This window comes from Streptomyces sp. NPDC050535 (assembly GCF_044457665.1).
In the GTDB taxonomy this organism is placed as follows: domain Bacteria; phylum Actinomycetota; class Actinomycetes; order Streptomycetales; family Streptomycetaceae; genus Streptomyces.
In genome coordinates this window covers 1,156,888-1,169,935 of the sequence record NZ_JBITHE010000001.1, presented here as the reverse complement: position 1 = coordinate 1,169,935, position 13,048 = coordinate 1,156,888, and the positions used below count along the sequence as shown (strand labels likewise).

General features: G+C 68.5%; 8 protein-coding genes and 2 pseudogenes. 3 read left to right on the top strand and 7 right to left on the bottom strand.

The genetic code is table 11. The features are described 5' to 3' along the window. A pseudogene (locus ACIBLC_RS05020) lies at window positions 1-2,721 on the top strand (hypothetical protein); the annotation flags it as partial. A gap of 80 nt (window positions 2,722-2,801) precedes the next feature. Beyond that, window positions 2,802-4,163 carry a ricin-type beta-trefoil lectin domain protein gene (locus ACIBLC_RS05015; protein WP_399209233.1) on the top strand — a complete coding sequence of 454 codons (1,362 nt, stop codon included), beginning with the start codon at window positions 2,802-2,804 and terminating at the stop codon, window positions 4,161-4,163. A gap of 302 nt (window positions 4,164-4,465) precedes the next feature. Here ACIBLC_RS05015 and ACIBLC_RS05010 read toward each other — a convergent pair whose 3' ends face one another. Further along, a complete protein-coding gene (locus ACIBLC_RS05010) occupies window positions 4,466-5,101 on the bottom strand; it encodes a DDE-type integrase/transposase/recombinase (protein ID WP_399209289.1) in 636 nt (211 codons plus the stop codon). A 253-nt stretch (window positions 5,102-5,354) separates the two neighbouring features. Beyond that, window positions 5,355-5,480: a hypothetical protein gene (locus ACIBLC_RS05005; protein ID WP_399209232.1), complete on the bottom strand. Its 126-nt coding sequence runs from the start codon at window positions 5,478-5,480 to the stop codon at window positions 5,355-5,357. A 63-nt stretch (window positions 5,481-5,543) separates the two neighbouring features. On the opposite strand from ACIBLC_RS05005, the gene ACIBLC_RS05000 reads away from it, so the two are divergent. Continuing rightward, on the top strand, window positions 5,544-5,687 hold the full coding sequence (locus ACIBLC_RS05000; protein ID WP_399209231.1) for a hypothetical protein: 144 nt from the start codon (window positions 5,544-5,546) through the stop codon (window positions 5,685-5,687). Window positions 5,688-5,745: 58 nt separating this feature from the next. On the opposite strand, the gene ACIBLC_RS04995 is transcribed toward ACIBLC_RS05000, so the two are convergent. The 5 genes and pseudogenes from ACIBLC_RS04995 to ACIBLC_RS04975 form a co-directional block, all read right to left on the bottom strand. Then, window positions 5,746-7,605, bottom strand: a complete 1,860-nt coding sequence (locus tag ACIBLC_RS04995) for a ricin-type beta-trefoil lectin domain protein (RefSeq protein WP_399209230.1) — start codon at window positions 7,603-7,605, stop codon at window positions 5,746-5,748. 201 nt (window positions 7,606-7,806) lie between these two features. Then, on the bottom strand, window positions 7,807-10,038 hold the full coding sequence (locus ACIBLC_RS04990; protein WP_399209229.1) for an alpha-L-fucosidase: 2,232 nt from the start codon (window positions 10,036-10,038) through the stop codon (window positions 7,807-7,809). A gap of 378 nt (window positions 10,039-10,416) precedes the next feature. Then, window positions 10,417-10,611, bottom strand: coding sequence for an FCD domain-containing protein (locus tag ACIBLC_RS04985; RefSeq protein ID WP_399209228.1), 195 nt, complete (start codon window positions 10,609-10,611; stop codon window positions 10,417-10,419). Window positions 10,612-10,765: 154 nt separating this feature from the next. Then, window positions 10,766-10,864, bottom strand: a pseudogene (locus tag ACIBLC_RS04980) (GntR family transcriptional regulator); the annotation flags it as partial. Window positions 10,865-11,214: 350 nt separating this feature from the next. Continuing rightward, window positions 11,215-12,984: an RICIN domain-containing protein gene (locus ACIBLC_RS04975; RefSeq protein ID WP_399209227.1), complete on the bottom strand. Its 1,770-nt coding sequence runs from the start codon at window positions 12,982-12,984 to the stop codon at window positions 11,215-11,217. Window positions 12,985-13,048: the final 64 nt, after the last annotated feature.

Genomic DNA, 13,048 nt, shown 5'->3' with positions numbered 1-13,048 from the left:
GCCCCCACAACCCGCTCCCACACGTGGGTCGACCCCGTCTCCGAACCCCTCGGCCCGGGAGACGACAACAGCGCCCAGCGGGAGAACGACGCGGTGGCGGCCCGCATGTGGCAGATGCCGCCCGGACGCCAACAGCACGACTCCGACGACGACTCCGACGGAACGAACTCGGACGAATCCGACTGGAGCGCACCGTCCCCCACCCCAGCCGCGACCACGTCGCTCCACACGGCGGCGTTTCCCCCGCCCACCGCCGCACCGACACCGACCTATACGGGACCGGCACCCACACAACCCGCAACTCAGCCGGGCACACCTCCGCCTGCACCGGCCGCGCTCTCGCTCGATGACCTGCCGACAGGTCCCTTCAACGCCGCGACGCTCTGGTCGAACGCTCCGGAACTGCCCGACTTCGGGGTGATCACCTTGGGGGACGGCAAGACGTACCCGATGATCTATCCGGGCGGCCGGGCGATCACCGAGTGGGCGGACCCGTACGAGGGCGTGAATGCCTACGACCACGGCTTGGTGACGACAGATCAGTACTTGACGCTCATAGTGCAGCGCGCCGAAAGCACCGTCGCCGACGCCGACGCCTCCGGGATCGAGAAGGCGGCCGCGGAACGTCTGCTGAAGACGAACTCCCTGCTTGAGGCGGACGGTTGGCTCCCGGAGTACCGCACCGAGTTCCTGCGGATGCAGATGCTCATCGGGGAGAGCGACCTGCTGGACGGCCTGCCCGCGCGGCTGGAGCCGGACAGCGGCCTCGGCGGGCCGTGGGCGCTGACCGACCCCGCCGATACCGCCCCACCGGCGGACCGTGCGGTGGGCGGATCCTTGCGCGGTGAGAACGGAGTGTCCTCCCGGTTCCACTCCTGGCTGAACGAGAACGGCGGGGACAGCAACTGGCTGGCGGAGTGGTCGGTCGGTCAGGCCGGTGGGTCCATCCACCCCAGTTCGCAGTACTTCAAGGTGATGGTCAGTCACTTCCGCCCTCCACGGGCCGCCGAGGGCTATCACATGTCCCGCCTCGACATGCAGAGCAGCCTCGTCCGCGGCGACGTGTGGCAGGACGAGCACGGCAGAGACTTCCCGGTGACGGCTTTCTCCTCGGCGTACGTCCGTAGCGTGGCTGCTCAACACGCTTTCACCTACGAGATGTTGCAGCGGGTGAAGATCCCGAACGTCGACGCGGAGCGGGGGATCGTACAGCTGATCCGTCTGGAGGAGCGAAGCCTGCTCGCGCAGTACAACGAGACCATGCCTCCGGTGGGAGGCCCGGTGCACATGAAGCGCGGTCCGGCGGAGTCGTACAGCCTCTTGGAGCCGTACAAGGACCCCGCGGACGAGAGCAGCCACACACTCGGCCCCTTCTGGGTCACGTCCCAACAGGTGCCGCTGCACCGTGTGTTCGGCACCTACCTCCAGAGCCGGGCCGTCTCCGACGGAGAGCCCTGGTCGGAGCACACGCTCTTCCTGCGTGAGGACGAGAACGAGTTCCTCGCGCTGGGCGAAGGCGCGCCCAGCGTCTACCACGGCACGAACGTGCCGCCCCTCCTGCCCGTCACCGCCACCACCTCTCAGGGCGTCTCACCTCGGGCACCCGTGGCCGGTCAAGAGTCCGGCGGACAGCGGCAGACGGCCACTCCGGAGCACGGCGCCCAGGGCCCGTCGGCCGGGCCGACCACCCTGGACGAGGAGATCCGCGCCGCGGAACGGCTCAGCCGTACGGCCGACGCGAACGTCGCGCACATCGAGCGCAACCACCCCGCCGAACGGCAAGGCGTACGTCCGGACGAGATCCGCGCCGGCGAGGCCCGGCGGACCCTCGAACGGCTGCGGGAGGCCAAGGCGTCGCTCGGCACGGAGCCTGCGGGGGACGAGGCTCAGCAGAACGATCTCGCCAAGGCCGCTCGGGCACGCAGGTACGCCGCGGAGAAAGCCTTGGAGGAGGCGGGCCGACGCGCCGATGAATTGCGGGAGTTGCTCGACTCAGCGCGTGAACAGCAGCGCACCGCGGCCCGCGCGCAGCGGGTCGCCGCCGGACGCCTGGCGGGGCTCGCGGCCGACGTGAACGACCTACGGGGCGAGGCGTCGGTCGAGATGCCGACGGGATCACTCGCGCGTACGCCGGCCCAGTGGCCCGACCCGGGTGCCCGGCCCAACCCGCCAAGAGGCGTCACCGTCAACGCCGTTCCGGTCGGCGACGGCACCGTTCCGCTGACTCCCGAGGAGTCGTTCTCGGCAGCGTTGTTGCGGGGGGTGAGCCCGGACTCCGCCCTCGTGCCGGGCGGCGGAGGCCGCGACGCCCTCAACCTCTGGCTGTCCGAGCGCATCTCGGCACTCGAAACGGACGGTGCCCCCGTGCCCGGCCTGCCCACCGGTGAGGACACGGCCGACCTGGACGAGATGCGCGCACTGGGCGTCGCCCTCGGACCGGGCCAGGTGGCCGAGGCAAGCCTCATGGGCGGTCGGATCGCCGTATCCGCCGCACAGTTGGACATCGGGCAGCGGATCCAACTGCTCGTCAACCGGGCCGCGCCCGGCTCCTATCCGGAGACACTGGCCGCGCTGACAGCGGTGACCTCCGGCCGGAGCGTGGTGATCGTCGACCAGGACGGCGTCGAGCACACTCAAGGGACCGGAACCGGTGAGCCGATTCGGATCATCTTCGACGGCGTGCGGTATTCGACGCCCCCTCAACCCGCGCAGGAGACCTGAGACATGGCCTGTGCGACTCCGCAGCACACCACGGGAACCGCTGGAACCCACCCCCACAGCCGCTTCGCCAGGAGGACGTCTTGACCGCCGCACCGCACACATCCGGGTCCGCGAGTTCCGAGGGTGAGGCAGCCACGGCGGCCACCACCGCGCCGGACGAGGCCTCGGAGCCGACCGCCGCGTCGGCGGGGCCATCGGCCGTCGCGGCCTCCGCCTCGGTCGTTGAACCGGGCACGGAACCGGGTGGCGAGCCGGCCCGCAGACCTGTCGGCGGCACGGAGCCGGAAGCGGAGTCGGAGGAGGAGGCAGGAGCGGCGGAGTCGGCAGAAGCGGAGTCGGCCACGGGCTCCGCCGCAGCCGCCCCCGACTCCGAGGAAGCCCCTGACTCCGAGGCCACCCCCGAGCCGGACACCGAGTCAACGGCAACGGCGGCGTCCTCGACGCCCGCGGCCGCGCAGGCCGAAGGCGCGGCCGGCGCGCCGGCTGCCGAAGGCGCCACCCCGGAGGCCGACGCCGAGGCGGCCACCGTCACCTCCGTGGACGGCTCCGGAGCGGACGCCGCTCGGGAGGGGCAGCCAGGCCGGCCGCCGCGCACCATCCTGGCGGCCGCCGCCATAGCGGGGGCTCTGCTGGTGTCCGTGCCCTTCCTGATCAGCATGCGTAACGACAACAGCGACGGCGTCCGGGTCGGTGGTTCCGGCGACACCGCGGACACCGTCCTGACGGATCCGTTCGACGGTGCCCCGGGCTCCTTCGAGTCGGCCGCACCCGTGACGGGCAAGCGCAAGTCGGGCTCGCCCGAAGCGAACCCGCCGCACGGCAACCGGTCGGGCTCGACGAAGTCCGACGTGTCCGGAGGCTCGTCCGGCTCGGGCGGGAGCGGATCCACGAAGGGAGACTCCAAGTCGGGCAAGTCCTCCTCGAAGAGCGGTGACAAGACGAAGAGCGGCACCTCGTCGAAGTCCCCCTCCAAGTCCTCATCGTCGTCCTCGTCCTCCGGCAGTGGCGGCACGTCGAACTCCGGCACCTCCACCACCGCGCCGACCACGACGGTGGCGGCCGGTGTTCTCGTCTACAGCCATGACAGCGGCCGGTGCGTCGACATCGTGGGCGACAAGGGCAAGGACGGATCCCCGCTGGAGATCTGGGACTGCAAGGGGAAGAACTGGCAGAAGTGGGATTTCCGGTCCGACGGGACCGTCCGTTCCATGGGCCTGTGCATGGACATCGCCTGGGCCTCGACGGACAACGGGGCCCAGATCCAGCTCTCCAAGTGCAACGGGGGCTGGGCCCAGAAGTTCAAGGTCAACTCCTCGCACGACCTCGTCAACACGAAGATCGGCAAGTGCGTCGACGTCAAGGACAACGGGACCGCCAACGGCACGCGGCTCCAGCTGTGGACCTGCAGCGGCGAGAAGAACCAGAAGTGGAGCAAGCGCTGACCGGACCGCGGGGATCACACGGGACGACCGCCCGGCGCCGTCGTCCCACCGCGCTCCGCCGGACGCGGGTCGTCCCACCTGTCGGCCCGGCCGCCGCCACGGTCACCACGGTCACCACGGTCACCACGGTCACCACGGTCACCACGGTCACCACGGTCACCAGAAATGATCAGAGGGCCTGTCGAATTCCTCCGACAGACCCTCTGAGCTGCGACTTCGCAAAGTCGGGACGACAGGATTTGAACCTGCGACCCCTTGACCCCCAGGAGTGAGAGTCAGAAGCATTATCCGTAAATAACGGGCTAAAGATGGGCGCACACAGTGCGTGCGGGCACCTGACGTGCGCCACCGGGCACACCGTGTGGTCCCCAACTGGTCCCCAGGCCAGCCCCCGTAGAGCCCTGCGACAGGACCCCAACCTCGCCGCGCTCGCACCAGGCCGGCGCCATCGCTCCACCGACTGGTCGCCCACCCGCAGAGCGGTCGCGACTTCGCGGTTCGCCGCCGTGCCCTCGATGCGACGACTCCGTGAACCCAGGCCGCGAACCGTCGTCCGAGTGATGAATCAACTTGCCGGGCGCGTGGGGATGACCGTCGCGGTCGCGCTGCCAGATGCCCATCCCCACTGCGTCCAGGACGAGTTGGGTCTCCTTACTCATCGCGGCGGACCAGTCGACGATGCGGCGGGAGAAGGTGTCCACGACGAACGCGACGTAGACGGTGCCGGCCCAGGCCGCGACGTGCGTGAAGTCCGCGACGCAGGCGCGGTTCGGCGCGTCGGCGACGAAGTCGTGGTCAAGATGGTCCGGGACCCCTTCGGCGGCAAGGTCGGCGATGGTGGTGCTGACCTTCCGGCCGCGCACGGCTCCGGTGATGCCGAGCTCGCGCATGAGGCGTTCGACGGTGCAGCGGGCCACGGCGTGGCCCTGCCGGTTCAGCTCCCGTCAGATCTTCCGGGCCCCGTGGACGCGGTAGTCGGCGTCGAAGATCTCCTTGATCAGGTCCTTTGAGTTCCGTGTCCCGCAGCTGGCGGGCGGAGGGATTTTCCTGGCGCTGCGTGTGGGCGTAATTAGCGGGGGGGGCGATGCTGCACGTGCTAGGTGAGCGCAGATGTGGCCGGTCGAGCTCGGCCGCCAAGAAACCTGCTGCGGCTTTGAGGATCTCGTTCGCCCGCTTCAGCTCAGCGTTCTCCTACTTCAACGCCTTGACCTGCGTGGACTCCTCCGTGGTCATCCCAGGCCGAGTGCCGCTGTCGATCTGGTCCTGGCGGACCCACGAACGCAGCGTCCCGGTCGAACCGATCCCCAGCCTGGACACGCCCGACCTCTCGAGGCGGGGACAGTGCATGTCAGCGACCAACCGGTCAATGACGAGCCCAACATGCCCTTCGGTGGTGTGGAGGCGAGCGGCCGGCGGCGCTTCGGCATGGGCTTCGCGGCGGAGGAGTGCGGCGAACTCCGCTGGATGACACTGCGCGGTGAGCCTCGCGACTTCCCGTTCGGACAGAGCCGCAGCAGAGCATGACGCGGGGCCCGGCCGGTCCACGGCACACTCGCGGACCGGCCGGGTGCAGTCCGCCTCGTCAGCCTCCGCTGGAGACAGACCACTTCTGGTTGGATGCGGCGGTGCAGCTCCACAGCTGGACCTTGGACCCGTTCGCCGTGGCCGTACCGGTCACGTCGAGACAGAGTCCGGACAGGTCATTGGTGATGCTGCCGTCCGCGTGGAAGGTCCACTTCTGGCTGGAGCCGCCGTTGCAGTCCCAGGTGATGACCTTGGTTCCGTTGGTGGTGCCGTTCGCGGCCGCGCCGAGGCACTTGCCCGCGACCTGGAGTTCACGGCTCGCCGAGTAGAGGTAGGACTGGTTGGCGTTCGCGGACGTGCAGTCCCAGATGTACTGCTGGACACCGTTGGCCGGGTTGCCGGTGTCGTCCAGGCACCGGTTCGAGCCCTGGCCGACGATCTGGGCGGCGGCCGTCTGCGCGCCCCGGGTGAAGGTCGCCGTGGCACCGGCGGGCAGGGTGTACTGGAAGGATCCGGCGTTGTTCCAGGTGACCGTGAATGCGGTACTGCTGGTGTTGTTGTTGTGCGCGACCAGCACCTCACCGCCGTCGGGGTTCTTGTAGGTCTGGGCCCAGACGTTGCCGCCGTCGCTGTAGCCGATGCGCGTGGCGCCGGGGGCGACGAACTTCGAGAACTGGCCCAGCTGGTAGTAGTTGTTGGTGTAGGTGGCCTTGCCGGTCGCCTGGTCGATGGTGACCAGGCCGGTGCAGTTGTCGCAGCCGACGCCCATCTTCGGGCCGCCGTTGATGTCGAGCGCCAGGTTCCACAGCAGGGCGCCGCTCGCCCAGTTGAAGGTGGACTCCAGGGCGAGCTGGGCGGCGTTCATCGGGGCGATGCCCGGGCCGGTGGAGCACTCGCTCTCGTAGAGACGCTTGTCAGGGTAGGAGTTGTGGATCGTGGTCATCCTGCCGAGGTCGTTCTGGTAACAGTGCCACGCCGTGCCGTACATCGCGTCGCGTGCCGCCTGGTTGCCCATCAGCGTGTTGGCGTAGTTGACGTCCACGTGGTCGGCGTCCCCGCCAATGATCTTCGTGTCGGCCAGACCGGCCTGCGCCAATGCCGGGGCGAGGCCGTCGGCGATGAATCTCGCCTCGTCGCCCGCGGCCCACAGCATGGCCGAGTACGTCGCTGGTGAGATCGTCGGCTCGTTCTGCGGGGTGATGCCCCAGACGTTGACGCCCTTGGCTTTGTACTCCTGCAGGAACTTGACGTAGTACTGCGCCAGCGGGCCGTACATGTCGGACCTGAGCGTGCCGTTGCCCTGGCCCAGCATCGTGTTGGTGGTCTTCATCCAGGCCGGCGGGCTCCAGTTGTTGGCGAAGAGCTTCATCGCCGGGTTGAGCGCCTGGGCCTGCTTGATGATCGGGATGATGTAGGCGTCGTCGTGCGCGGTGGAGAAGTTGGCCAGTGTCGGGTCGGCGATGCCGCCGTTGTCGTCGTAGGAGTAGGTGGAGGGGTTGCTCGCCGGGGTCGCCGTGTAGTCGGAGGAGCCCATCGGCACCCGCATCAGCGACAGGCCGATGCCGGAGCCGCGGGTGAACAGGTCACGCATCACCCGGTCGCGGGTGGTGGCGTCGAGCTTGTTCTGCAGGAGGTAGGCCGAGGTGTCGCTGAAGGCGGCGCCGAATCCGTCGATGGTCTGGTAGGACTGCGTGTCGTCCACCGTCAGGTTCACGCTGCCCGAGGACACCACGCCGAGAGCGATGCCCGGCTGCGGGGTCAGGGCCTGACTCAGGTCCGACGTGGTCAGAGTCACGCCGATCGTGTCGCTCGCGGCCTGCGCGGGCGACGGGGCCAGAGCCGCCATCCCGCCTGTGACGGCCAGCGTCAGCGCGGCAACCTGTGCGCTCAGCCTGCGAAGTGATTGTCTCGTCTGCATGGAAGCGTCCCTCTTCACTTGGTGGTCAGGGTCGTCTGCCTCGGGCGCGGGCCGGTCCGGAGCCGCTCTTCGGGGCGGTCGGCCCACGCAACCCAGCCGCAGTCGCGGTGCGTTGCTGCGGCGAGGGGTCTTGCCTGTTCGCATGGCCTGGTGCGGGCCGGGGTTCGGCACCGCACCGGGCCATGGGCTCTGGGGAACGGGTCAGACGGGGCTGATGGTCCACTGCAGGTTGGTGCTGTTGCCCCACTCCCACTGCTTGGTGACGGAGCCCTCGGCGACGTTGCCGCCGCCATCCAGGAGCTTGCCCGTGGTGCGGTTGGCGATGTTGTACTGACCGCCTCCGCGGTGGGTGATCTTCCACTGCTGGTTGGTGTGGCCGTTCCAGGCCAGCTGCTTGCAGGTGGCGCCGTTGCTGGTGGCGCCCCAGCTGTCGGCAACCATGCCGTTGGTGCGGTTGACCAGCTTGTAGTAGCCGCTGCCGACCTCGACCGCCTGCCACTGGAGGTTGGCGCTGTCGAAGTAGTGCCACTGCTTGAGGTCGGATCCGCCGGCGACGTTGCCGCCGCTGTCCAGGGCCAGGCCGTCGGTGTAGTTGATGATCTTGAGGTAGGCCGACGGGTTGAACTGCACCTTCAGCGAGGTGATCTTGTCGTTCTGGCCGGTGACCCGCAGGTCGGCGTTGTCGGCGGTGAACGTCCACTGGGTGCCGGTGAAGTTGTCGCCGGAGTAGGCGACGACCTGCTGGCCCGGGGCGAGCTTCAGCGAGGTGATGCTGAGCGCGGGCATCCCGTGCAGGCCGAGTTGGTCGGCGGTGTAGTCGCCCAGGCCGAGAGCGGCGGAGGTACCGGCGTAGTTGACGTCCGTGCAGACCAGGGCACCGTCGACCGGCTGCAGCGTGGGAATCTGGCCGGAGAAGGCCAGCTTCAGCACGTACATGGGGGCGGAGAACGGTGCCGACGACGGCAGGGTCACCGTGAGCCCTGACCCGTCCTGGGTCCGGTTCGGGAGGTCGATGTAGGTGCCGGCCGTGCTGTCGAGCAGCTTCACCGAGGTCAGCGAGCCCAGGCTGATGCGGCTGGAGCTGAGTGTCCTGACGGTCAGCGAGCTGCCGGGATAGCCGAGGACCGTGGCGTACACGGTGGTGTTCGCCTTGTTCCGTGTGAAGCGGATGTCCTGGGCGGTGCCGGTCGTGGGGTTCATGAACGTGCCCCCGCCCATCTTCGTCGGGCCCTCGCCGTAGGCGGTCCAGGCCCGGGTCGAGTAGACGGACTCGCCGAAGCGCCCCAGGTAGTCGCCGATGCCCAGCAGGATGTCGCGCTGGCCCTGGGGGATGGTGCCGTCTGCCTTGGGCGCGATGTTGAGCAGGACGGTTCCGTTCTTGCTGATCCGGTCGATCATCGCGTGCAGCAGCAACTGGGCCGTGTAGTAGCCGATGCCCTCCGTGTAGCACCAGCTGGTGCTGGAGACGCTGTCGTCGGTGAGCCAGTAGGGCGAGGTGACGTCGGCCGGGCCGCCCCGCTCGTAGTCGAAGACCTCACCGTGGCTGTTGAAGCCGTCCTTGTAGCTGGCGACGACCTCCCTGCCCCAGGAGTTGGCCTGGTTGTAGTAGTAGGAGAGGAAGTTCAGCAGCTGCGTCTCGGCGATCTCGTCCAGGTGGACGTCCTGGTAGACGATGTCCGGCTTGGCCAGGTCGATGACCTCCTTGAGCTTGTCGTACCAGAGTTGGTCCTCCGTGGTCTTGCCCAGCTGCCCGTAGAGCTTCTTCAGGCTTGTGTCGGACTGTGCCGGGGCGGCCTCGAAGTAGCCGAGGTAGTTGTAGGCGTGGTGCATCGACACCAGCAGCTTGAGGTTCTTCGCCCGGACGGCGTCGGTGAACAGCTTCAGCAGGTTCAGCTTCGGCCCCTTGGCGACCGAGTTCCACTCGTTGACCTGGCTGTCCCACATCGAGAAGCCGTCGTGGTGCTCGGCGACCGGCCCGGCGAATCTGGCGCCCGCGTCCACGAACAGCTGCGCCCACTCGGCGGGGTCGAAGTTGCCGCCGGCCGACTTCAGCCTGGGCGCGAACTGGGTGTAGTTGCCCGCCTTGTCGTTCGCCCCGTTGATGAAGTTGTGGTAGGGCCACACGGACGGGTCGCCGTACGTGGCGATGTGGTGCTGGTTCACGCCACTGCCGCTGAAGTACATGTTGCGCGGGTACCACTCGCTGTCGTGGGCGGGGACGCTGAAGACGCCCCAGTGGAAGTAGATGCCGAACTTCGCGTCCTGGAACCACTCGGGAGACGCCGGGTGCTGGTTCACCGAGTCCCACGTGGGCGTGTAGGTGGACGGTGCGGCCACGGCGGGGCCTGCACCGAACAGCCCGCCCGCGACCACCGCCGCCGCGACGGCCGTGGTACCGGCGAGGAACTGTCGTCTGTTGATCGCTCTCGACATTGAGAGGCCTCCAAGGCAACTGAGTGTTCCGATGATTGACAGCGAGAAGTGCGGGAGGGGGCTCCAGCGTGGGTGTTCGGCGCCCGGGCAGGGCGGAGCCTTCGACATGGCGAGGCCACTCGGACGTGGTGGTCATGGCCGGGTTCGAGCCCCGGTACTCGGCCTGCCGACGTCCACCGGCGGACGGCCGGCCTCGGTCAGGCTCTCCGCCGGCCACCGCTCGACCGTGCAGATGTGGACGGCGGCGGCCGATGCGACGAGAACGGCGTCGCGGGCCTGCAGCGCGTGAAGGATCTCCTCGTGGTCCAGGTGTGCGCTGTCCAGCGAGCGTTCGACCTGGCTGCCGCGCGGAATCCGTACCCGCTGGGTCCGGCTGGATCACACCTGGCGCAGCATCGACAGCACGGGGTTGTCGACCGCTTCGACGATCCGGAGATGGAAGGCCGTGTCGTGGAGCACGAACTCCTCGACCGTGGCGGCGGCGCGGCCGCGGTCCAGGATTTTCCTGAGCGCTCTGAGGTCCCTGGCACCGAGTACCGCGGCCGCCGCCCCGGTGGCCGCCGGTTCCAGCATCCGGCGAACCTGGAGCAGTTGCAGCGCGATACGGGCCCTGGGAAACGTCCGCGGCGAAGGACAGCGTATGCAGAAGGTGGGGGTCCAGACCGGAGACGTACGTCCCGGAGCCCTGACGGACCACGAGGATCCGCCTGGCGGTAAGGGCTCGGACCGCCTCACGAAGGGTGCTGCGCGAGAGACCGAACTGCCCTGCTAGGGCTTCCTCGGTCGGCAGGCGGGAGCCCGGGGCGAGTTCGCCGTTGAGGATCATCGCTTTGATCCTTTCGATGGCCTCGTCCGTCAGGGACACGGGACTGCCTCCAGGGGGGCTGGCCCGCGCGTTTCCGAAACCCTGCTGGTCGATGGCGTGAAATACGCACCCGGTCACCCGTGACGCCCACAGCGCACATAAGATGCACCGACAAAACCGCAGCTCAGGTGCCCTTCATGACCGGTTCCAGGATCGCCACAAACTTCGTATGACGAGTCATGGGGAAGACATCGGCCTGGACGAGTCAAGGAAGAACCCAGGTCACCTTTCCGGTCTCACCCTGGTCGACGAGAGAGCCACGGCTTCTCGCCCGCCCCGCGGAAAGGCGAGAAGCCGTGTGTCTGGCCGCCTCAGCGAGAGGTCAGTTTCCACAGGTGGTCGGCGGTGCCGTTGTCAGACCACTGCAGGACCTGGGCGCCGGAGGATGTGCTCATCTGGTCGACGCCGAGCAGTCGCCCGCTGTTGTAGTTGGCGATCTTGTAGTAACCGTCGCGGGCCGGCATGACCTGCCAGAGGTGGTCGGCGGTGCCGTTGTCACCCCAGATCAGGGCGGTGCCACCGTCACTGGTGCCCGCGTTGGTGATGCCGAGCAGCAGGCCACTCTTCTGGTTGACGATCTTGTAGAGGCCCGAACCGGCGGCCGTCAGGGTCCAGTTCTGGTCGGTGCCGGTGGTGGACGTGGCCTGGACGACCGAAGTGCCTTGTGCGGTGGCCGCGTTGAGGGTGTCCAGGGCAAGGCCGCTGTTCTTGTTGGTGATCTGGTAGCGCCCTGCCAGCGACGTCGACGTGCCGCTGGGAGTGATCACCAGGTGGTAGCCGTCGGAGGCGTTCATCGTCACCGGCACGGTGATGGAACCGTTCGAGACGGAGTAGTCGATGTCGGAGATGGTGATCGGGCCGGGGGACGCGGTGGTGCGGCCGGTGCCGGGGCTGTACTCGAGCTTGACGTGGACGGTGCTGCCGAAGGCCGACAGGGAGGAGAGCCCGTTGACGGTGACGGCGCAGGAGCTGGTGCAGCCGCCGGTGATGACGCTGATCTGGTTGCCCGCGCCGTTGAGGGAGGCCAGACCATCGATGCCGGTCTGCGCGGGGGGCGTGGTGGTGAGCATGTTCCCGGACATGTCGCCGTACCACTTGTACGTCCAGTAGGAGCCGTTGGGCGAGCCGCCGGTGTCGGTCAGGGTATCGCCGAGGGTGCCGTAGTGGTTCCAGAAAGCCAGCTCGGCGTCGCGGACGCCCGCGCGCTCGAACTTGGCGGCGTAGCCGATGAGGGCACCGGAGTTGCCCGTTTCGGTGGGCGTGCCGTACTCCTCGATGTCGATCGGGCGCGGGCTGATGCCGAGGCTGCTCTCCAGCGAGCGGTAGGCCGCGACATGGGCGGCGATGCCGGAGCTGCCCTGGAGCTCGTGCCAGGCGATGACGTCGGGGACCGTACCGCTGGCCTTGGCGTCGGTGAGGAAGGTGGTCATCCAGGACTGGTTCCAGGCCGAGTAGCTCGGACCCTGGATCGGGGTCGTGGCGTCCTTGCTGCGCACCTCGTTGTACGTACGGGCCCAACCCGCGTCGAAGGCACCGGCGTTGGTCGTGTCCCAGGTCCAGTCGGGCTCGTTCCACAGCTCGTACGCGCTGATGTTCGTGGCGCCGGAGGACTTCACCGCGGCCACCTGCTTGTCGACGGCGGACAGCCAGTCGCTCCAGCTCACCCACTGGTAGGGGAAGTTCGGGTACCAGTCCGGCATCCGTACGACCACCTTGGCGCCCGCGTTGGCGGCCTTGGAGGCGACGACGAGGGCATCACCCGCGGGAGCGGGCTCTCCGTTGGGGAGCTGGCTGCCACCCGGCGCCATCTGGACGAAGGTGTTGGGCTTCAGGGGCTGCACGACGCTGTCGGCGGGTGTGCTCGCGCTCGACAGGCCGTAGAGGCTGCCCGTTCCGACGTGGGTCACGGACCGCAGGGTCTGCGCGGCGTTGACGACCAGGGTGGTGGACGCGGTGGGCGTGGCCTGCGCGGACGTACCCGTCAGGACGACGGCGGTGGCGGCCAGGGCTGTGGCCAGAGCGCCGGCGGTGGCGCGGCCGACAGGTGCTCTGTAACGGTGACGGGTACTCAGGTATGACATCAGCGGCTCTCCTGAGGGGGGGTGGGGATCTGGCGGTGGTCCGGGACACGCCGGGTCGGCTTGG